Source organism: Microtetraspora niveoalba (genome assembly GCF_001570405.1).
In the GTDB taxonomy this organism is placed as follows: domain Bacteria; phylum Actinomycetota; class Actinomycetes; order Streptosporangiales; family Streptosporangiaceae; genus Microtetraspora; species Microtetraspora niveoalba.
Map to the genome: position 1 here is coordinate 74927 of NZ_BBYM01000024.1, position 19740 is coordinate 94666.

Sequence of the window (19740 nt, forward strand, 5' to 3'; positions counted from 1 at the left end):
GTGCACGTCGTCTATCCCGTGATCGTCTCCGCGCTGCTGTTCTCCATCGGTGTCTACGGCGTGCTCGCACGGCGGAACGCGATCCTCGTGCTCATGTCGGTCGAGCTCATGCTCAACGCCGTCAACCTCAATCTCGTCGTCTTCGACGTCTGGTTACGCGACCGGTTGCACGGCGGCCAGGTGCTCACCCTGTTCGTCATCGTGATCGCGGCGGCCGAAGTGGGGCTGGGCCTCGCCATCGTGCTCTCGGTCTTCAGGAACCGCGGGACCGTCGACGTCGACCGGCTCCGTGACCTGACCGAGCGCGGGCTCACCGCCCCCGGCCTCGCGTCGTCCGGTTCCGGAAGCGCGGGCGGGGCCGCAGGGCCGTCCACACCGGAGGCCGGGCCCGCCGCCACGGCCGGCGGGGGCTCTCCCGGTGGGATCGACCGTTCGGAGGCCGGATGATCACCCTGGCCGTGCTCGCCGTCCTGCTGCCGTTCGCGGGCGCCGCAGCGGGACTGCTCGGGTCGCGCGTCCCCCGCGGCCGCACCTCCGCCCGTACGGCACGGCGACGGGCGGCGTGGTTCGCCGTCCTCCCGGTCGCGATCTCCGCGGTGGCGGCGTCGTGGATGGCGGCACGGCAGGCGATCGGCGGCGGCGAGATCGCGGGAACGCTGGCCGAGATCGAGACCGGGTCGGTTCCCGTCTCGGTGGGGCTCCAGGTGGGCGGGTTGTCGGCCCTCGTCGGCGTCCTCGTCACCGTGGTGGCGCTGGCGGTCCAGGTGTACTCGGTCGGATACATGCGGGACGATCCGCGCTACCCGTCGTACAGCGCGTTCATCAGCCTGTTCACCAGCGCGATGCTGCTGGTGGTCTACGCGGGCGACCTGATCGTGCTGTACGTGGGCTGGGAGATCATGGGCCTGTGCTCCTACCTGCTGATCGGGCACTGGTGGGAGGACCGGGCCAACTCGCGAGCGGCGGTCAAGGCGTTCCTCGTCACCCGGCTCGGCGACGTCGGGTTCCTCTTCGGGATATTCACCCTCGGCCTGTCGGCGGGGAGTTTCCGGATCGACGACGTCCTCTCCGCCGACCTGCCGAGGGGCACGCTCGTCGCCGCGACGATGCTGCTCCTCGCGGGGGTCGCCGGCAAGAGCGCCCAGGTGCCGCTGCACACGTGGTTGCCGGACGCCATGGCGGGCCCGACCCCGATCAGCGCGCTCATCCACGCGGCCACGATGGTCGCGGCGGGCGTCTTCGTCGTGGCCCGGCTCTATCCGGCCTTCCTCGCCGCCCAGCCCACGCTGGACGTGCTCGCCGTGCTCGCCGCCGTGGGCATGCTGGGCGCGGCGCTGGCCGCCCTGGCGCAGGACGATCTCAAGCGGGTGCTCGCGTACTCGACGATCAGCCAGCTCGCGCTCATGGCGGGGGCGCTGGCCGCCGGGTCGGAGCACGCGGCGATCTTCCATCTGGTGACGCACGGCGCGTTCAAGGCGCTGCTGTTCCTGTGCGCGGGCGTGGTGATCCACCACGTCGGGTCGAACCTGATCAGCCACATGGGCGGGCTCCGCACGGCCCTTCCTGTGACGTTCTGGGCGATGACGATCGGGTTCGCCGCGCTCGCCGGGCTGCCGCCGGCCAGCGGTTTCTTCAGCAAGGACGCCGTGATCGCGGCCATCGAGCGTTCGCACGGCCCCGCGCAACCCTTCCTGTACGGCTGCGCGCTCGTCACCGTGGGGGTGACCGGCGCGTACGCGGCCCGCGCCTGGCTGCGCACCTTCTTCGGCTCCCGCCGCACCGGCGCGCCCGACAGGCGCGGAGGGCACGGCGGGCATCCGGTGCCGCGGTCCATGTTGTGGCCGGTCGCGCTGCTCGCCGTACCGGCCCTGGCGCTCGGCTTCGCCGGGGTCCGCGAGCTCGACTGGGAGTCCGCGGCGACCAGCGTGGTGATCGCGCTGCTCGGCGCGGGCGTCGTCTACGCGCTGTGGCGCGCCGCGCCGGAGCAGGACCCGGCGAGGGTGCTCGGCCCCTTCCGGGCGCCCTGCGAGCGGGCCTTCTATCTGGACACCGTCTACGACCGGCTGGTCACCCGGCCGGTCCTGCGGCTGGCGCGCGGCGTCGTGCGGGCCGACGAGCGGGTCGTCGACGGGGCGGTACGCGGGTCGGGGCGGGCGGCGGTCGGCCTGTCCGGGGTGCTGCGCCTCGCGCAGAACGGCAACGCCCAGCTCTACGTCACCGGCCTGCTCGCCGGGGTGTTGCTGATCGCGGTGGCGGTGGTGGTGCTGGGATGACGGAGGTGCGCCGCCCGTGAGCTGGATCCCGATCGCGATGCTCGCCGTGCCGCTGCTCGGCGCGGCGGCGCTGCTCCTCCCGCGGTTCGCCGGAGGCCCGTCCCACCGGTACGGCCTCGCCGTGTCGGGCGTGACGCTGGCCCTCGCCGTCGTGCTCGTGGCCGCCTTCGACTACGGCGACGCGGCCAGGACCCAGTTCGCGACGGACCTGCCCTGGATCCCGGGGCTGGCCCTGCGGTTCCACCTGGGCGTGGACGGCGTCTCGCTGCCGCTGGTCGTGCTGACCGCGTTGCTGACGTTCCTGTGCTTCGTCCATCTGGCGGGGCGTCCGCCGCACAGGCCCCGGGCGCTCGTGTTCACGCTGCTGGTCCTCGAAACCGGCATAATCGGCACATTTCTGGCGCTCGACCTGCTGCTGTTCTTCGTGTTCTTCGAGGTCGTCCTCGTCCCGATGTACTTCGTGATCGCGATCTGGGGCGGGCCCGGGCGCCGGGCGGCGGCGGTCAAGTTCATCCTCTACACGCTGCTCGGGTCCGCCGTACTGCTGCTGGGGCTGCTGGTCGTCTGGGCCCAGGCCGGGACGCTCGACATGGTGGCGCTCGCGCGGGGCGGCGGCGCCGGCATCGCGCGTTCGGCGCAGATCGCGGCGTTCCTGGCGATCGGCGTCGGGCTGGCGGTCAAGGCGCCGATGTGGCCGCTGCACACCTGGCTGCCCGACGCGCACACCGAGGCGCCGACCGTGGGCTCGGTGCTGCTCGCCGGGGTGCTGCTCAAGATGGGCACGTACGGCTTCGCGCGCATCGCGATCCCGATCCTGCCGGAGGGCGCGGCGGCGGTCGCGCCCTGGCTCGGGGCGCTCGCGGTGGTCGGCATCGTGTACGGCTCGCTGGCCTGTCTCGCGCAGCGCGACCTCAAACGGATGATCGCCTACTCGTCGGTCGGGCACATGGGGTTCGTGCTGCTCGGCTTCGCGACGCTGACCCCGGTCGGCGTGAACGCCGCCCTCTTCGGCAACGTCGCGCACGGCCTGATCACCGGGCTGCTCTTCTTCCTCGCCGGGGCGGTCAAGGACCGGTACGGCACGGCCGACATGGAACGGCTGGGCGGCGGGATGTTGCGCCGCCTGCCGTACATCGGGTCGCTGCTGACCTTCGCCTGCGTCGCGTCGCTCGGGCTGCCGGGGCTGGCCGGGTTCTGGGGGGAGATGCTCGCGCTGTTCGGGGCGTTCCGGCCCGCAGCCGCGCTGTCCCGGCCGCTGTTCCTGGTGTTCATGGCGATCGGCGGGCTGGGCACCGTCCTGACCGCCGCGTACTTCCTGCGGATGTTGTCCCGGGTGACGCACGGCAGCCCGGCGGTGCCGGAGGGGCCGCCGGTCACGTCGGCGGAGGAGATCCGCGAGATCCTCGGCGACGAGGGGCCGGTGGAGCCGGTCGCCGCCGGGACGGCGGTGACCGCCGCCGTGGCCGAGGAGTCCGCCGCCGTCCTGGCGCCGCCGGCGGAACCGGTCGGTGGGCGGGCCGCGCTGCGCGACGTGACCGCGTACGAGCTGGCCGCCTGGGTGCCGCTGGTCGTGCTGACGCTGCTGTTCGGCCTGTGGCCCAAATCGCTGCTCGCGATCACCACACCCGCCGTGCAGGCGATCCTCTCGGGGGTGGGCTCGTGATCCAGTCCATCGACTACGTCGCGATCGGGGCGCCGCTGGCGCTCGCGTCGGCGGCCGGGCTGGTGCTGCTGCTCGACGTCTTCCTGCCCCGCCGTACGCCGGGGGCGCTCGGGCTGGTCGCGCTGGCCGGGGTCCTCGTCGCGGGCGGCCTCGTCGCCGCTCAGGCGGCCGGCGGCGGGGAGCGGCGTACGTTCTGCGTGCCCGCTTCGGGGGCGGGCCCGGGCGACGGGTGCTCCTTCGTGGTGGACGGGTTCACGCTCGTGTTGTCCGGGCTGGTGCTCGGCGCCGGGGTCGTGGTCGTGCTACTGTCCATGACCGAGCTGGCCGAGCGCCGCATCCCGCCCGGCGAGTGGTACTTCCTGCTGCTGTGCGCGCTGACCGGAGCGGTCCTGCTGCCCGCCGCGCGCGACCTGGCCACGCTCGTCGTGGCACTCGAACTCGTCTCGCTGCCGGTGTTCGCGCTGACCGCGCTGAAACGGTACGACGGCCGGGCCTCGGAGGCGGCGCTCAAGCTGTTCCTCGTGTCCGTGGTCTCGACGGCGGTCATGCTGTTCGGCGTCTCCCTGCTGTACGGGCTGACCGGGACGCTCCACCTGGACCGGCTCTCGGCGGCGCTCTCGGCGGTTCCCGGCGCTTCCGGCGTGGTCGCCGTGGCCGTCGTGCTGGTCCTGGCCGGGTTCGCGTTCAAGGTGGCGGCGGTGCCGTTCCACTTCTGGGCCGGCGACGTCTACCAGGGCGCGCCCGTACCCGTGGCGGCGCTGCTCTCGGTCGTCTCCAAGGCCGCGGGGTTCGCCGGGTTGATCCTCATCCTGACGACGGGGCTGCGCGAACAGGCGGCGTTGTGGGGACCCGTGATCGCGGTCGTGTCCGCGCTGACCATGACCGCGGGGAACGTCCTCGCCCTGCGCCAGCGCGCCGCGCTGCGGCTGCTCGCCTGGTCGTCGGTCGCCCAGTCCGGCTACATCCTCGCCCCGCTCGCCGTGGTCGGAGGGAACGCCTTCGCCGCCTCCGTGGCGTACCTCGTCATCTACGCGGCGATGAACCTCGGCGCGTTCGCCGTGGTGATGCCGGTCTCCCGTACGGCCGCGCGGAACGAGCTGGACGACTACCGGGGGCTCGCCTCACGCCGGCCGGTCGCCGCCGTGGCGCTCGCGTTCTTCCTCGTCTGCCTCGCCGGCCTGCCGCCGGGGCTCGCCGGGCTGTTCGCCAAGGTCGTGGTGTTCCGCCAGATCGTCGAGGGCGGGCTCGGCTGGCTCGCGGTCGTCATGGCGGTCAACACCGTGATCGGGCTCTACTACTACATCTCCTGGACGGCCCGGCTGTTCGCCCCAGCGCCCTCGGGGCCGGGCCGGGTCCCGGCGGCGCCCATGCCGGTGTCCGCCTCGGTCGCCGTGGGATTGGCCGTCCTGGTGACGCTGGCGTTCTCGGTCGCCCCGCAGCTCGTGCTCTCCGCCTCGGGCTGAACCTTCCCGGTGGGAACGTTCTGCCTGGCCACTCACGTTGGTAAGGGTGAACGCACCAAATCGTGAGCTCGTGAGGAGGGGGCGTGCACCACAACGGCCTGCGTACCGCGATCCTTCTGGGGGCTCTCTCCGCGCTGATCCTCGTGGTGGGGGCCTGGCTCGGAGGCGGCTCCGGTGTGCGGCTGGCCCTGGTGATCGCGCTCGTGACCAACGGCGTCGCGTACTTCTTCTCCGACCGGATCGCCCTCTCCGCGATGCGGGCGCGTCCCGTCAGCGAGGTGGAGCAGCCGGTCCTCTACCGCATCGTCCGCGAGCTGTCCTACGACGCCCGGCAGCCGATGCCCCGGCTCTACGTCTCCCCGACCATGCAGCCCAACGCGTTCGCGACCGGGCGGAACCCGCGCAACGCCGCCGTCTGCGTCACCCACGGCATCCTCGTGATGCTGGACGAGCGGGAGCTCAGGGGAGTGATCGGGCACGAGCTGTCCCACGTCTACAACCGCGACATCCTGATCTCGTCGGTCGCGGGGGCGCTCGCCACGATGATCACGTATTTCGGATACATCGGGATGTTCTTCGGGTCCGACGACGACGACGGTCCGGGCTTCCTCGGCGCGCTGCTCATGATGATCCTCGGCCCGGTGGCCGCGTCGATGATCCAGATGGCGATCTCGCGGTCGCGCGAGTTCGCCGCCGACGAGTCCAGTGCCCGGCTCACCGGTGATCCGCTGGCGCTGGCCTCGGCCCTCCGCAAGATCGAGATGGGGGCCCGGCGGCTTCCCCTTCCGGAGAACGGCCGGCTGGCCTCGGCGAGCCACATGATGATCGCCAACCCGTTCCGCGGGGCCGGCGTCGGCAAGCTGTTCTCCACCCATCCGCCGACCGCCGAGCGGGTCGCCCGGCTGGAGCGGATGGCCGGCTACCGCCGCTGAGCTTCGGGTGAGCAGACCGGTCACGTCGAGGCGAGGGTGCGCGCGACCGGTCTGTCGTCCGTACAGGGGCCCGTGCGTACAGGGGGCCGTGCCGGCGGCCGGGGTCACTCGCCCGGCAGCCACCACACGTAGATCTTGCCGCCGACCTTGAACGCGTCGAGCGTGCGCGTGGCGCCCGAGGCGGGGTCGAGGGAGCGGCGCACCGCGCCCGTCGTGTTGCCGTCGTTGTCGCTGCGCAGCTCCCACAGGGTCAGCGCGCCGGAGTCGTCCCAGGCGAGATCGTGGGGGGACTCGTTCTTCGGCACCTTCACGTCGACGGCCGCGCCGACGTTGTCGGCGTCCAGGTCGTAGACGCGCAGCCGCTGCCGGCCGGACGAGGTGGTGATCAGCACCGCGACGGTGTTCCCGTCGTCCGCCAGCGCCTGCGGCATGTTGTTCGCGATCACCTGGGGCACGACCCGGCGGCCGGTCGTGGCGCCGTTCTCGTCCAGGACGCTGAGCTCGGTCGTGTTCTCGCCCGTGTAGCGGGTGGCGAGGATGTGGCCGCCGTCGTGGCTGAAGCCCTGGATGCTGAGCTTCGGCGAGACCTTGCTGATCTTGCCGGTGCCCAGGTCGACGAGCAGGGTGGAGAGCTTCATGCGCGCGTCCTCGTAGTCGAGCACGACGCGCCCGCCGTCGTCGGAGATCGTGATGTCGACGTCGTTCATGCCGATGCCCTTGGGCGGGCGGGCGGCGGCGCCGGGCAGCACCCGCACCCGGTTCGCGGCGACGTCGCGGACCACCAGCTTGCCGTCCGACTCGCGGAAGTACGCCACGTGCCGCCCGTCGCCGCTGACCGAGAGGGGGGCCGTCAGCTCCTTGTCGACCTTGCCGTCGCTCGTCCGGGGGTGGACCCGCGCGTCGCCGAGCGTACGGGTCGAGCCGTCGCGCATGACGAGCTTCCACGGCCCGCAGGGGACGTCGTAGTCCCTCTTCTTCTGCGGGCACGACTTCACCCAGGCGTAGCGGATCTCGGCCTTGCCGGCGGAGGCGGCTCCCGTTCTCGTCTCCGTGGCGGCGCCGGCACCTGTACGCGCCTGGGCGGAGGCGGCGGGGGCCGCCAGGGCGGAGATCGTCGCGGCGACGGCGGCGGCGAGGATCGCCGGTTTCCTTGTCATCGCTTGCTCCTTTCGTCACCTGATAGATGCGGAAGGTCGGCGAAAGGTTGCGTTACGAATCGGCCACGGTGTGTCGAATGTCACGCCGTTTCCCGACTGTTCAAGTAGGGAAATAGGTGGAAGATCCGCATATGGATGGTGTTTACTGCTTCTAGCCATTTGGGGTGTTTTGGTAGACAGATCACGGTGCCGGGAAGGTGTGGCATGGCGGATATCGACAAGCGCGGCGCGTTCAGCCGTCGCGGGCTGCTCAAGGCGGCCGTCACGGGTGTGACCATCCTGTCCGCGGCCACGCTGCTGGAGGCGTGCGGCGCCGCCCCCGCGCCGAAGTCGTCCGCGTCGGGCGGCAGCGCGGAGACCGGCCAGGACACCGGCAAGGACATCGAGCTGCTCCGCGTCGCGCTGCCCGGGTCGTTGTCGAACCTGTATCCCGGCCAGGAGTCCGGCATCCTGAACTACTACGTCGCCGCGATCTGCATGGAGGGCCTGGTCGGCGTCGACAGCTCCGGCGCGATCGTCCCGGCGCTCGCCTCGAAGGTCGAGCGCACGTCGCCGACGACGTACGTCTACACGATCCGCGACGACGCGAAGTTCCACGACGGCAGCCCCGTCACCGCAGACGACATCCTCCACTCGATCGAGATGGCCAGGGACGCCAAGGTGTCCCCGAGCACCGCCAGTTACTGGGCCAACCTCGACGAGGCGGCCAAGTCGGGCGTGAACGAGATCACGCTGACCAGCAAGACGGCCGACGAGGCGTTCGGCTGGATCCCGTCGAACGTCGACGCCCTGTGGATCGCGCCCAAGACCGCCTGGGAGAAGGCGAAGAACCAGATCGGCACCGCGCAGTCGCCGCTGGTCGGCTCCGGGCCGTACAAGGTGACCGAGTTCGCCCCGGACTCGCACGTCGAACTCGCCCGGGTGGACACCTGGCGGGGCGCCCGGCCCAAGGTCGCCAAGATCCGTTTCGAGTTCATCGCCGACGACAACACCCGGCTGCTGGCCTGGAAGGCGAACAAGGCCGACATGTCGCTCAACGTGCCGCTCGCCCAGGCGCGGCAGTGGGAGGCCGCCCCCGGCACCCGCGTCGTCTACGCGGCCGACCGGTCGTACGCGGGACTGACCTTCAACGTGACCGCCAAGCCGTTCGACGACGTCCGCGTGCGCAAGGCCATCGCGCACGCGGTGAACCGCGACGCGATCGTCAAGAACATCCTGCACGGCCGCGGCCAGGTCGCCACCGCGCTGTCCACGCCCGAGCAGTTCGGCGGCCTGTGGACCCCCGAGCAGGCCGCCAAGGAACTGGCCGCGATCCCGCAGTACGCGTACGACCTGGAGCAGGCGAAGAAGGAGCTCGCCCAGTCGTCGGTGCCGAACGGCTTCACCGCGTCGTTGTCGTACCCCAACACGGGGCCGCACCTGGGCACCGCCGCGCTCGCCTTCGCCGCGGACCTGAAGAAGATCGGCATCACCCTCGACGTCAAGGAACTGCCGATCGAGCAGTGGCTGGCCGAGCTGAACACCTTCCCGCCGCTGAGCTACATGTGGTACTTCAACACGACCGGCGACCCGGGCGAGCTGGCGAACTGGTTCCTCGGCGAGGGCAACCCGGCGAAGTATGCGAACGACGGCATCACGGACACCCTCGCGAAAGCCGGATCCGAGTCCGACCCGGCCAGGCGGGCCGCCCTGCTCATCGAGGCGCAGACCGCCCAGGCGGCCGACGCGGCGTACCTCCCGCTGTGGTGGGGGCAGTCGGCGATCGCGCTGAGCAGCGCGGTCGGCGTGCGGGACTACACGTCCTACACGCTGCTGACCGACTGGCCGGAACACCTCTACGCGGCCAAGTGACCGTTCGGTGAGCGAGCCGGTGGACGGACGCGTGCGGCGGTCCGCGGACCCGCGTGAGGAGCGGGCGGCGGGCCGGCCGGTGAGGAAACCGGTGAAGGGGCGGGTGGACAGGCCGGTGAAGAGACCGTGAAAGGGCTGGTGGCCGGGCCCGTGCCGGCCTTCGTCCTGCGCAGGGCGGGGGCGACGGTGTTGTTGCTGCTCGCCCTCTCCCTGCTGGTGTTCGGGTTGTTGTACCTCGCCCCCGGCGACGTCGCCCGCAACCTGCTGGGCACCCGGAACGTCACCCCCGAGGCCCTGGCCGAGATCCGCGCCCGATATCACCTGGACGAGCCGTTCCTCCAGCAGTACTGGCGATGGCTGACCCACGCCGTCACCGGCGACTTCGGCACCTCCATCCGCACCGGACGCCCGATCGGGCCGCTGATGCTGGAGAAGACCGGGATCACCGCGGCCACCGCCGGGCTGGCGTTCCTGCTGTCGGTCCTCGTCGGGATCCCGGCCGGCATCGTGACCGCCGTGCGCCGCGGCCGCTGGCTCGACCGGGTGCTGGTCACCGCCTCCGTCGTCGGGGTCAGCGCGCCCGGCTTCGCGATCGGCCTCCTGCTGCTGTACGTCTTCGCGCTCGGCCTGGGCTGGTTCCCGATCTACGGGACCGGCGAGGGGTTCCTCGACGGCCTGTGGCATCTCGCGCTGCCCGCGATCGCGCTGGCCCTGGGGCTCGGCGCGTTCGTCGTCAAGCTGACCCGGGCCGCCGTCATCCGCGAACTCGACCAGGACTACGTGACCTTCGCCCGGGGGCGCGGGTTGTCGGAGGCCGCCACGCTGCGCGTCGTCCTGCGCAACGCCGCCATCCCGATCGTCACCAGCCTGGGCCTGATGGTCGCCTACCTGTTCGGCGGCACCGTGCTCATCGAGGTCACCTTCGCCCTGCCCGGCCTCGGGGCGCTGATGGAGGAGTCGGTGCTGTTCAAGGACGTCCCGGTGGTGCAGGCGCTGACGCTCGCCGTCGCCCTCGTGGTCTCCGTGACCGCGTTCCTGGTGGACCTGTCGTACCTGCTCATCGACCCGCGCGTACGAGCCAGGACGGTGCGCCGATGAACATGATCGCTTCCGTGTCCGAGGGTGGGGCCGCCGGGCCCGCCCTGCGCGTACGGAGCCGGGCCGGATCCGGGGAGGCAGGACGATGAGCGGCTCCCCGGACCGGCGCCGGAGGCGCATCCCGGTCGTCGCGATCCTCTCGGCGGTGCTGCTGGCGTTCGTGGCGATCTGCGCCCTCGCCCAGGAGATCATCGCGCCGAAGGCGCTGGAACAGGACATCTACCTCGGAGTGGTCGGCGGCGGCGTCGAAGGCCACCTGTTCGGGACCGACCAGCTCGGCCGCGACATCCTCCAGCTCTCGCTCGCGGGCGCGCGGTCCGCGCTGGCCGGCCCGCTGGTGGTCGCCCTCGGGTCGATGCTCATCGGGTTCCTCCTCGGCACGTACGCCGGCTACCGGGGCGGGGTCGTCGACATGCTGGCCGGCCGCTACGCCGACCTGCTGCTCGCGCTGCCCGCCGTACTGCTGGCCATCGTCGTCGCCGGGCTGGTCGGCAGGGGCTACTGGGTCACCGTCGCCGTGCTGATCGTGCTGTTCTCGCCGTCGGACGTGCGGCTGGTGCGCGGCGCGGTCATCGAGCAAACGCCGCGGCCGTACATCGAGTCGGCGCGAGTGCTCGGCATACGCCCGTCGCGGATCATGTTCCGGCACATCGCGCCCAACATCGTGCCGATCGTCGTGGCGAACCTGCTGCTGAACGTCGCCTTCGCGCTCGTGGCGCTGTCGTCGTTGTCGTACCTCGGGCTCGGTGTGCCGCCCGGCGCGCCCGACTGGGGACGCCAGCTCGCCGACGGCCGGCAGCTTCTCGGGGACAACCCGCTCGCCGCGGTCGTGCCCGGCGTACTGATCATCCTGACCGCCACAGCCGTGAACCTGCTCGGCGACTGGCTCTCCGACCTGCTCGACCGACGGGTGGTGGCCCGATGACGACACCGGCGACCGCCTCCGACCGCGCGGTGGGACGGGCTCCGATGCTGGCCGTACGCGACCTCCGGGTGACCTCGGCCTCCGGCGCCATCGTCGCCGGGCTCGATCTCACCGTCGCCCCCGGCGAGACGGTCGCGATCGTGGGGGAGTCCGGCTCCGGCAAGTCGATGACCGTCAAGGCGCTGACCGGGCTGCTCCCCGAGGGAGTGCGCGCCGCGGGACGGATGGAGCTCCCCGGCCGCGCGTCCGGCCACAGCCTGGAGATCGACCTGGCCGCCCCAGGGGGCGCGTGGCGGGAGGTGCGCGGCTCACGCGTCGCGCTGCTGCTGCAGGACCCCTTCACGTCGTTGTCCCCGGTGCACCGCTGCGGTGAGCAGATCGGCTGGGCGATCTCGGGGCCGGGCCGGGCAGAGCGTGTCGCGCGGCTGCTGGCCGAGGTCGGGCTGCCCGCCGACGTCGCGGGCAAGTACCCGTTCCAGCTCTCCGGAGGGATGCGCCAGCGGGTGGCGATCGCCGCCGGGCTGGCCGCCGACCCCGATCTGCTGATCGCCGACGAGCCCACCACGGCACTCGACGTCACCACGCAGCACGAGGTCCTGGAACTGATCGCCCGCCTCCAGTGCGAACGCGACATGGGTCTCATCCTGATCACCCACGACCTGCGCCTCGCCCGCAGCAGGGCCGACCGCGTCATGGTGATGTACGCGGGCCGGCTGATCGAGGAGGGGCCGATCGCCCGGGTGATGGACGCCCCCGCGCACCCGTACACGGCGCGGCTCGCGGCCTGCGATCCGCCGCTCACCCATCGGCTCCCGGCGCTGCCCACGATCCCGGGCTCCGTTCCGCGGCCGTGGTCCGTCGCGGACGAGTGCGCCTTCGCGGCGCGGTGCGCGTTCGCGGTCGACGCCTGCCGTACGGCCGAGCCCCGGCTGGCGGAGGTGTCCGAGGGGCATCGCGCGGCCTGCCTGCGCCCCGAAACCGCCGCCTCGCCAGTGGACGGGGCGGCTGCGGATGGCGCGGCGGCACCGATACGTCGCGAAGTGGACGCGGCGCCGCAGGATGCGGCTGCCGATGGCGGGCAGGACGCTCAGGCGGCATCGGGCGCTCCGGCGGCATCGGCACCGATAGGTCCCGAAGCGGACGCCGCGCCGCCGGGTGCGGCTGCGGATGGCGCGGCGTCGCCGCCGCTGCTCAGCGTGGAGGGGCTGGCCAAGCGGTTCCCCGGCTCCGCCGTACCGGCTCTGGACGGGGTCGATCTGGAGATCGCCGCCGGGGAGGCGGTCGCCGTCGTCGGGGAGTCGGGCTCGGGCAAGACCACCCTCGCCCGGTGCGTCGTCGGCCTGGAACGGGCGGACGACGGCCGGATCACCTTCCACGGCGCCGCCACGGGAGCCAGGCGGGTGCAGATCGTCTTCCAGGATCCGTACTCCGCGCTCAACCCCGGGCTGACCGTCGGCACCTCCCTCGCCGAGGCGTTGCGTGCCGCGGGGAGGCCGAAGTCCGAGGTGGGCGAGCTGCTCGAACTGGTGGGGCTTCCGGCGGCGTACGCCCGGCGCAGGCCGCGGGCGCTCTCGGGCGGGGAACGCCAGCGGGTCGCCATCGCCCGCGCCCTCGCGCCCCGCGCCGACCTGCTCGTCTGCGACGAATCGGTGTCCGCGCTGGACGTGTCCGTCCAGGCGCAGGTGCTCAACCTGCTCGCCGACCTGCGGCGCAGGCTCGGCCTGACCCTGCTGTTCATCACCCACGACCTGGCGGTCGCCCGGCAGATCGCCGACCGCGTCTACGTCATGCACCACGGACGCGTGGTGGAGACCGGGCCCGTCGACTCCGTGCTGGGGGATCCGGCACACGAATACACCCAACGGCTGCTGGCCTCGATCCCGGCGGCGGACCAAGCGAACTAAGAGGTTTGCGCGTACATGTCTGAACCTGTTGTCCCTGTGCCCCATGCCGCCGGTCGGGCCGGTGTCGTCCAGGACGATGCCGCGGAGGCCGGATCGGCCCTCGCGGCCCTCGCGGCCCTCGACATCGCCGTCCTGCCGGTGAACGGGGATGTCGGCCAGGTGGCCGAGGGCGTCCTGGACCTGCCGGAAGAGATGCTGCGCCGCTGGCGGCTGGCCGGAGGCGTCCAGGTGCGCACCCTGGTCACCGCCCGTGCCGACGGCGTGCTGGTCGGGGCCGCCTTCGAGGTGCACCGGCCGCTGACCGCGTACCGGAAGATCGTCGACGTGTGGGCGCCGGACGAGCGGGTGGCCGACGTCCTGGTCGAGACGATCGAGGAGCGGGCGTGGCGAGAGGGCGCCGTCGCCGTCAAGCGCCGGTTCCCCGCCGAGGACCCCGACGACGCCCAGGCGGACGGCCCCGCTCCGGCGGGTGGGGACGTCCTGGCGTCGCCGGTCCCGGGTGGGAAGTCGCCGTGGCGGCGATCCCTGGAACGCGGCTATCGGGAGGTGCCGGTTCCCGTGTGGGCGGCGCCGGTCACCAGCGACCCCGCGGACACCGGGTGCGGGCAGGTGAGGTGGCGGGGGGCGGCTCCCGAGCGGGCTCTGCCGTACATGCGACAGACCACGGACTTCACGTGCGGACCTGTGGCACTGCAGCTCGCGCTGTGCGGGCTCGGGCTGCAGGACCAGCCGGACCGGGGCGAGGAGATGCGCATGTGGCGCCAGGCGACCACGGTCGCCGGCTGCGACCCGCTCGGGCTGGCCCTGGCGGCGGCGGACCGGGGCGCGGTTCCGGAGGTGCTGCTCTCCACCGAGCAGCCGACCCTGCTGGAACTGTGCACCACCGACGAGGAACGCGATCTGCGACGGTTCATCCAGTCGGGCTTCCGCGCCGACCTGGCGGAACGGGGCATCACGGTCGAGACGACAGTGTTCGACCTCGACCGGCTGCGTGCGGTCCTGGCCGACGGCGCCATCGCCCTGGTGCTGATCGAGCAGCTCGGGATGCACGCCGAGCCCTCACCGCACTGGATCACCGTGCACAGCGTGGACGGCGACATCTTCTACGCCAACGACCCGTGGACCGACGCGGACCTGGGCGAGACCTACCTCGACGCCCTGGACCTGCCCCTGCCCTCCGCGACGCTGGACCGGCTGGCCTGGTACGGCGCGCCCAGCTATCGCGGCATGGTGGTGCTGCGCGCCGCCTGACCCGCTACGGCCGAGGCCGGCTCGGAGCCGTCACGCGGCAGGCTCCGAGCCGGCCCGGGAACCCGCGCGGGGCGTCAGCGGGTCGGTTTCGGCGCCTCGCACCGGTACCCCTCGGGGCGCTCCGGATCGAGCACGATCTGGCGCAGGACGGTCGCCTCCATGGAGATGCGGAACGTCTCCTTCCTGGCGCAGTCGTAGAAGGTGTAGGAGCCCTCGCGCTCGCCCAGCAGCAGCAGTTCCTCGCCGTCGCGCAGCGGCTTGCCCGACGCGCGGTCCGCGGCGACGGCCCACTGGTCCTGGAACCCCACCATGGACAACAACATGCTGGACCGTCCGGTGGCGGCGAGCTGGGTCGCGTCGCTCTCCATCTGGCCCATCAGCGCGAACCCGAGCCCGATCCCGGTGAACGCGGCGACCACGATCTTCATGCCCGCGCGCCTCACCGGCCGGTTGCGCAGCAGCCGGAACGGCACCAGGAAGGCGAGGACCCCGATGATCGTCGCGACGATCACGATGGAGACGATCGTCGCGCCTTCGTCCAGGTCGAGGTAACCGAGGAATCCCCAGTAGCTCAGGCCGCACCACAGCGCCCCCAGCGAGGCGATCGCCCAGGGGCGCCGCCGTATGGCGCGGACCAGCCACGCGGCCCAGCCCAGGGTGGCCTTGTCCACCAGCCAGCAGATCCCCACCAGGGGACCGAGGATCAGGGTGCCGCCGATCACCAGGAGGATCAGCGTCCCCACCAGCCGGCCGAACATGGTCGCCTGATCGATGCCCGCCTGCTCGGGACTGATGTTGAACACCCCGTAGACCTGCTGGATCCCCAGATAGAGCAGCGCGTACAGGGCGATGCCGATCGGCAGGATGATCGACCCGCCGCGTTCGAGCAGATCGACCACGCCGGTGCCTTCGGCGACCGGGGCGTCCCCGGAGGCCGAGCGGGCCCTCAGCCTGCCCAGCAGGCCGACCCGTACGGCTCTCGCCTGCGTCTGCTGCTCGGCCGGTCTCGTCGTGGGTGCCTCAGGGGGCATGGAGGTCATGGTGGTCACCTGGCGCCTGGGGTCGGCATGGCGTGCCGTACGGGCAGGCGGAACCCGTGCGGCCGTGCAGGGAAGGGGAGCGGGGGCCTTGGTCATGCGGGGGCGCCGGGCGGTGAGCCGGGCATCGGCGCGCGATTCACCGGCGACATCCCCGCGCGGCTCATTGGCCCGGCAGTGCCGACGGTCCCCCGGCTTGTGGGCGCGGGACTCGTGGGCGGGGGGCTGTCAGTCGGCGGGCATGGACACCATGGTCAGCAGGCGGCTGGCCCGTGCCCCGGTCTGATAGCTGTGCTCGGCCTCCGACGAGAACCGGACCGCGTCCCCGGCCCGTAGCCGGACCGTCCAGGACGCGATCTCGAGCGTCACCGCCCCGGACACGACGTAGGCGAACTCCTCCGAGCCCCGGCCGTGCGGAGCGCTCTCGTGGCTGTGCTCCGGCGGCAGCAGCGACTCGTAGATCTCGAAGCGGCGGCGGTCCATCGAGCTGAGCAGGGTTCGGGCCGCCGCGTCGGCCGCGGTCCGCCGCATCACCTGCGGCTCGTACAGCGGGGTCCTGGTGATGTCGGCGAACGACAGGTCCAGGGCCTCGGCGATGCCGGAGAGGACCTCCACGGTCGGGTTGGCCAGGCCCCGCTCGATCTGCGACAACATCGCCTTGCTGAACCCGCACCGGTCGGCCAGGTCGCGGATGCTCAGCCCTCTCGTACGGCGGGCGTGCCTGACGTTGCCGGCGATCGCCGCCCGGACCTGCTCCGACAGCGCGGTCATGGGCACACCGCCGCACTCGACGCGTTCGCGTCCCATACGGCTGACGTCGCCGAGATCACCTGCGGGCGCGGCTCGGGAGTCCACGGAGTGCACGCTCCCGACGCCCAGGCTTTCCGCGCATCCGGCCTTCGTACGGCGGACATCGGAGCAGTGGATCTACGTGGCGCCGGTCGCCGTACGGGCTCCGCCAAGGGGCCGGGATCGGCCCCGCCGAACGCGGGTCGCGCCCGGCGAGCCGTGAGCGCGGTCGCCGGGGGCCGTGGCTCTCGGTGTTCTCGTGGTCTCACGTGCCCTCGATGTGCCCTGTGGTGGAGTTCTTCAGCGAGATTATGCCAATCTTGCCGATTTGGCGGGACGTGGTTGATCATCCCCCGAATCGCACCGTTCGGCGCGGCTTCCGTGGGGGCTCCGCCGTCACAAGTCGATCGATCGGCGCTCGGCGCGTCGGCCCGGGAGAAGCACATGGATCCCGTACCGGCTCGCGGTGAACTCAGCCGTAGGGGGCACCGTGGTGGGCCGCGACCGCAGTGTCAGGGTGATTTCGTTCAGGAGGAACCCGGGACCTTCGTGGGCGAGATGTTCCACCAGGGATCTCAGCCGTGGGGGGGCTGGTTGAGGGGGCCCGGGCACGGTGGGCCGCGAGCGCGGGGTCGGTGTGATTCCGGTAAGGCTCGTTCAGGGGGGAAGCCGGGTGTTTCGTGGGTGAGACGTTGTGGCAGTGCCTTGCAGGAGGAGCGGGGCGCGCTCGGAGGAGTGGCCCGGAACGCCGAAGAGGGCACGTGCCCTGGTGGACAGTGCCCTCGGCCGTGTGCGACGGAAGCACCCTTCCGGGCAGGCGAAGCCCCGAACACGTGACTCGGAGCTGTGATCACCCATCCGGCTGGTGGGGCCTCTCCGAACCTCGACCCGGATTCGCTCCCAGGGCTGCCGGGCGGAAGCCGCGAATCATCTGGTCAGGGTCGTGTGAGAGGCCACTAGCGGTAGTTCGTGAACTGCAGGGCGATGTCGAGGTCCTTGCCCTTGAGCAGGGCGATGATCTCCTGGAGGTCGTCCTTCTTCTTGGAGCTGACGCGGAGCTCCTCGCCCTGGATCTGGGCCTTGACGCCCTTCGGGCCCTCGTCCCGGATGATCTTGGAGATCTTCTTCGCGTGCTCCTGGTCGATGCCCTCCTTGAGGGCGACCATCAGGCGGTACTCCTTGCCGGACAGCTTCGGCTCGCCCGCCTCCAGGACCTTGAGCGAGAGACCTCGTTTGACGATCTTGTCCTTGAACACGTCGAGAACGGCGTTCGCGCGCTCTTCGCTGTTCGCCTTGATCTCGACATCGTTCTGGCCCGACCAGGAGATGCTCGCGCCGGTGCCCTTGAAGTCGAACCGGTGCCCGACCTCCTTGACCGTCTGGTTCAGTGCGTTGTCCACCTCCTGGCGGTCGATCTTGCTGACCACGTCGAATGACGAATCTGCCAAAGCACAAACCTCTCTCACTGTTGGTCCGGCTCATCGTCGGGAGGCGCCCACACAGGTGTCACCACGATGCGCGCGGCTTTCCACGGGACCGACCCGTGACAGCTTCACGTAGCGATCAGCCTATCGAGCATCGTCCGGTGCTGGGGTGCAGGCAGGATTCGCCCCTCCTCGTTCGCCCCCTCCGCCGTCAATCGCGCTTGGCGGGCAGGGACGGCTTCTCGTCGGTCCAGCCCATCTGCTTGTAGGCCGTGAAGTTCTCGACCTTCGCGGTACGCCCGTCGGCGAGTTTGACCGTGCTCGTTGACGACTGCGAGAGCGGCAGGCCCGTCTCAGGGTCGATCACCTCCACGATCTGGTGGTCCCCCTCCCCTTCCTGGTTGCCATTCACCCGGTAGCCCAGAGCCTCGCCCGTACGGCCGAGCGGATCCTTCACCCTGCCCAGAGCCGTCATCCCGGGGAGGGTGGCCAGGATGCGGTACGCGGAGGCGCGGACGGCAGGGGAAACCGGCAGACCGAACACGATCTCCATACACGCCCCCTGCAGGGCGCCCTCATGCCATCTCGGATCGTCCCCGTAGTCGCCCCTGGCCTTTTTGTCGGCGAAGCGCTGTTCGAGATAGGCGCGCAGCTCTCGCTCGCCGCTGGGTATACGGCGGATCTCGTCCCAAGTGATGGAGTCCGCCGTCAACGTCCCGCCCACGCCCTTCCACCTGCTGCGGGGCAACTGCGTGGCCATCTTCTCCTCCGCAGCGGCTCGTACCACTTCCGAGGAGGTGGCACCGACAAGTCCGGTCATATCGAGCGGGTACTTCCACTGGGTAGGCGAGCCGGCCTTACGCCAGGCGGTCTCGTCCTCATCGGTGGGCGGCTTCGCGCCGAGGTACTGCCTGATCCGCCAGCCCTGCCCTCCCGGCCGTCGGGCCAGCCACTCCTCTTTGGAGAAGCGTCGTCTGATGATGTAGCCGCGATCGGGCGAGGTCGCGTCCATGCCGCTGATCGTGACGGTACGCCAGTACGCGCCCGACGAGGGCGCCTTCATGGCGGCGGTCGCGGCGGCGAGCAGGACCTGGCGTGCCGACGGCTGGATTTCCGGCGAGGCCGTGGCCTGCGGTGGCTTCGGGATCTGCCCGTCCGGCACCGCCACCAAGGTGACCACCAGGGTCACGGCGGCGGCCAGGCCCACCGCGGACGCCAGCCACGGCGCCGGCACGCGTAGTCGCTTCGCGCGCGGCCTGCCTCCTTGCCCCGGCGGCTCGGCCGTGATCGAGGCCAGCAGCGCCCGGGCCCCCGGGCCGGACGCCTGCCCGGCCGGGTCGCCGCCCAGGTCGTCGTCGTGCACTCTGGCGAGATCGGTCAGGTTCACGGTGCGGTCCTCTCCATGAGCGGAAGATCGATTCCGGAGGCAGCCAGTGCGCGGGCGAACCGCTTGCGCGCGCGGTGCAGGCGGACGCGTACGGCGTTGCGCGTGATCCCGAGCGTCCGCGCCACCTGCTCGGTGTCGAGCTTCTCCCAGGCGACCAGCGACAGCAGCTCCTTGTCGTCGTCGCCCAGCATCCTGAAGGCCTGGCCGAGCTGCGTGTACTCGCCCGGTGGCGAACCGGACAGCGCCGGGGAGACGGCGAGCTGCTCCCGCAGCGCGGCGGTGCGCTGCTCATGTCGTCGTTCGCCGCGCCGGTGGTTGGCGAGGGTCCTGCGTGCCACGCCGTACAGCCAGAGCCGTGCCTCGTCGCCTGACGGGATCTCGTCGATGCGCCGCCACGCGGTGACGAAGACCTCGGCCACCACGTCGGCCGCGTCGTCGGGGTCCTCACAGCGGCGCAGGACGTACCCGAGTATCGGGCGGTAGGCATGTTCGTATATCTGCACGAACCGGCCGTGGGGATCCGATCCCATCCGGCCTCCTCACTTGGATCATCGGTCCCCAACTCCATGTCCGGAATATCGGCAGC

General features: G+C 71.5%; 15 protein-coding genes and 1 pseudogene. 10 read left to right on the top strand and 6 right to left on the bottom strand.

The window, feature by feature from the left end; genetic code table 11:
* The 5 genes and pseudogenes from nuoK to htpX all read left to right on the top strand — a co-directional run.
* A pseudogene (gene nuoK, locus AWQ70_RS42075) lies at window positions 1-282 on the top strand (NADH-quinone oxidoreductase subunit NuoK); the annotation flags it as partial.
* Window positions 283-443: 161 nt separating this feature from the next.
* A complete protein-coding gene (locus tag AWQ70_RS23855; protein ID WP_067179861.1) occupies window positions 444-2273 on the top strand; it encodes an NADH-quinone oxidoreductase subunit 5 family protein in 1830 nt (609 codons plus the stop codon).
* 37 nt (window positions 2274-2310) lie between these two features.
* Window positions 2311-3936 carry a complex I subunit 4 family protein gene (locus AWQ70_RS23860; protein WP_067180035.1) on the top strand — a complete coding sequence of 542 codons (1626 nt, stop codon included), beginning with the start codon at window positions 2311-2313 and terminating at the stop codon, window positions 3934-3936.
* A complete protein-coding gene (locus AWQ70_RS23865) occupies window positions 3933-5399 on the top strand; it encodes an NADH-quinone oxidoreductase subunit N (protein WP_084517729.1) in 1467 nt (488 codons plus the stop codon). The genes AWQ70_RS23860 and AWQ70_RS23865 overlap by 4 nt, the downstream gene beginning before the upstream one ends.
* 83 nt (window positions 5400-5482) lie before the next feature.
* Window positions 5483-6331, top strand: a complete 849-nt coding sequence (gene htpX / locus AWQ70_RS23870) for a zinc metalloprotease HtpX (protein WP_067179864.1) — start codon at window positions 5483-5485, stop codon at window positions 6329-6331.
* A 104-nt stretch (window positions 6332-6435) separates the two neighbouring features.
* Here the strand turns inward: htpX and AWQ70_RS23875 are convergent, their stop codons facing one another.
* Window positions 6436-7488, bottom strand: a complete 1053-nt coding sequence (locus AWQ70_RS23875) for a hypothetical protein (RefSeq protein ID WP_067179867.1) — start codon at window positions 7486-7488, stop codon at window positions 6436-6438.
* Window positions 7489-7692: 204 nt separating this feature from the next.
* Here AWQ70_RS23875 and AWQ70_RS23880 point away from each other — a divergent pair, with 204 nt between their 5' ends.
* The 5 genes from AWQ70_RS23880 to AWQ70_RS23900 all read left to right on the top strand — a co-directional run bounded on the left by AWQ70_RS23880 (window position 7693) and on the right by AWQ70_RS23900 (window position 14517).
* Window positions 7693-9339, top strand: coding sequence for an ABC transporter substrate-binding protein (locus AWQ70_RS23880; RefSeq protein WP_067179870.1), 1647 nt, complete (start codon window positions 7693-7695; stop codon window positions 9337-9339).
* 126 nt (window positions 9340-9465) lie between these two features.
* Entirely contained in the window at window positions 9466-10437 is a 972-nt protein-coding gene (locus AWQ70_RS23885; protein ID WP_084517731.1) for an ABC transporter permease, read from the top strand.
* Between the two features lie 85 nt (window positions 10438-10522).
* Complete coding sequence (locus tag AWQ70_RS23890; protein ID WP_067179873.1) at window positions 10523-11362, top strand: ABC transporter permease; 840 nt, start codon at window positions 10523-10525, stop codon at window positions 11360-11362.
* Window positions 11359-13266 (top strand): dipeptide ABC transporter ATP-binding protein, encoded by a 1908-nt coding sequence (locus AWQ70_RS41445; RefSeq protein ID WP_067179875.1) that lies wholly within the window; start codon window positions 11359-11361, stop codon window positions 13264-13266. Before AWQ70_RS23890 ends, AWQ70_RS41445 begins: the two co-directional genes overlap by 4 nt.
* Window positions 13267-13281: 15 nt before the next feature.
* Window positions 13282-14517: a peptidase C39 family protein gene (locus tag AWQ70_RS23900; protein WP_084517733.1), complete on the top strand. Its 1236-nt coding sequence runs from the start codon at window positions 13282-13284 to the stop codon at window positions 14515-14517.
* A gap of 74 nt (window positions 14518-14591) precedes the next feature.
* On the opposite strand, the gene AWQ70_RS23905 is transcribed toward AWQ70_RS23900, so the two are convergent.
* From AWQ70_RS23905 to AWQ70_RS23925, 5 genes are all read right to left on the bottom strand, one after another.
* Window positions 14592-15548: a hypothetical protein gene (locus tag AWQ70_RS23905; protein WP_245647123.1), complete on the bottom strand. Its 957-nt coding sequence runs from the start codon at window positions 15546-15548 to the stop codon at window positions 14592-14594.
* Window positions 15549-15782: 234 nt separating this feature from the next.
* Window positions 15783-16409, bottom strand: coding sequence for a helix-turn-helix domain-containing protein (locus AWQ70_RS23910; RefSeq protein WP_157530315.1), 627 nt, complete (start codon window positions 16407-16409; stop codon window positions 15783-15785).
* 890 nt (window positions 16410-17299) lie between these two features.
* The gene (locus AWQ70_RS23915; RefSeq protein ID WP_067179881.1) at window positions 17300-17791 is read right to left on the bottom strand and encodes a YajQ family cyclic di-GMP-binding protein; all 492 of its coding nucleotides are present in this window, start codon (window positions 17789-17791) and stop codon (window positions 17300-17302) included.
* 187 nt (window positions 17792-17978) lie between these two features.
* A complete protein-coding gene (locus AWQ70_RS23920) occupies window positions 17979-19154 on the bottom strand; it encodes a CU044_5270 family protein (RefSeq protein WP_067179883.1) in 1176 nt (391 codons plus the stop codon).
* Window positions 19151-19684, bottom strand: a complete 534-nt coding sequence (locus AWQ70_RS23925; protein WP_067179886.1) for an RNA polymerase sigma factor — start codon at window positions 19682-19684, stop codon at window positions 19151-19153. Before AWQ70_RS23925 ends, AWQ70_RS23920 begins: the two co-directional genes overlap by 4 nt.
* Between the last annotated feature and the right edge of the window lie 56 nt (window positions 19685-19740).

What these genes read in the sequence shown, in the direction of transcription:
- AWQ70_RS23855 (WP_067179861.1), top strand. Translation starts at nt 444, where the DNA reads ATGATCACCCTGGCCGTGCTCGCCGTCCTGCTGCCGTTCGCGGGCGCC.
- AWQ70_RS41445 (WP_067179875.1), top strand. Translation starts at nt 11,359, where the DNA reads ATGACGACACCGGCGACCGCCTCCGACCGCGCGGTGGGACGGGCTCCG.
- AWQ70_RS23890 (WP_067179873.1), top strand. Translation starts at nt 10,523, where the DNA reads ATGAGCGGCTCCCCGGACCGGCGCCGGAGGCGCATCCCGGTCGTCGCG.
- AWQ70_RS23900 (WP_084517733.1), top strand. Translation starts at nt 13,282, where the DNA reads ATGTCTGAACCTGTTGTCCCTGTGCCCCATGCCGCCGGTCGGGCCGGT.
- AWQ70_RS23880 (WP_067179870.1), top strand. Translation starts at nt 7,693, where the DNA reads ATGGCGGATATCGACAAGCGCGGCGCGTTCAGCCGTCGCGGGCTGCTC.
- AWQ70_RS23925 (WP_067179886.1), bottom strand. Translation starts at nt 19,684, where the DNA reads ATGGGATCGGATCCCCACGGCCGGTTCGTGCAGATATACGAACATGCC.
- AWQ70_RS23875 (WP_067179867.1), bottom strand. Translation starts at nt 7,488, where the DNA reads ATGACAAGGAAACCGGCGATCCTCGCCGCCGCCGTCGCCGCGACGATC.
- AWQ70_RS23905 (WP_245647123.1), bottom strand. Translation starts at nt 15,548, where the DNA reads ATGCCCCCTGAGGCACCCACGACGAGACCGGCCGAGCAGCAGACGCAG.
- AWQ70_RS23860 (WP_067180035.1), top strand. Translation starts at nt 2,311, where the DNA reads ATGCTCGCCGTGCCGCTGCTCGGCGCGGCGGCGCTGCTCCTCCCGCGG.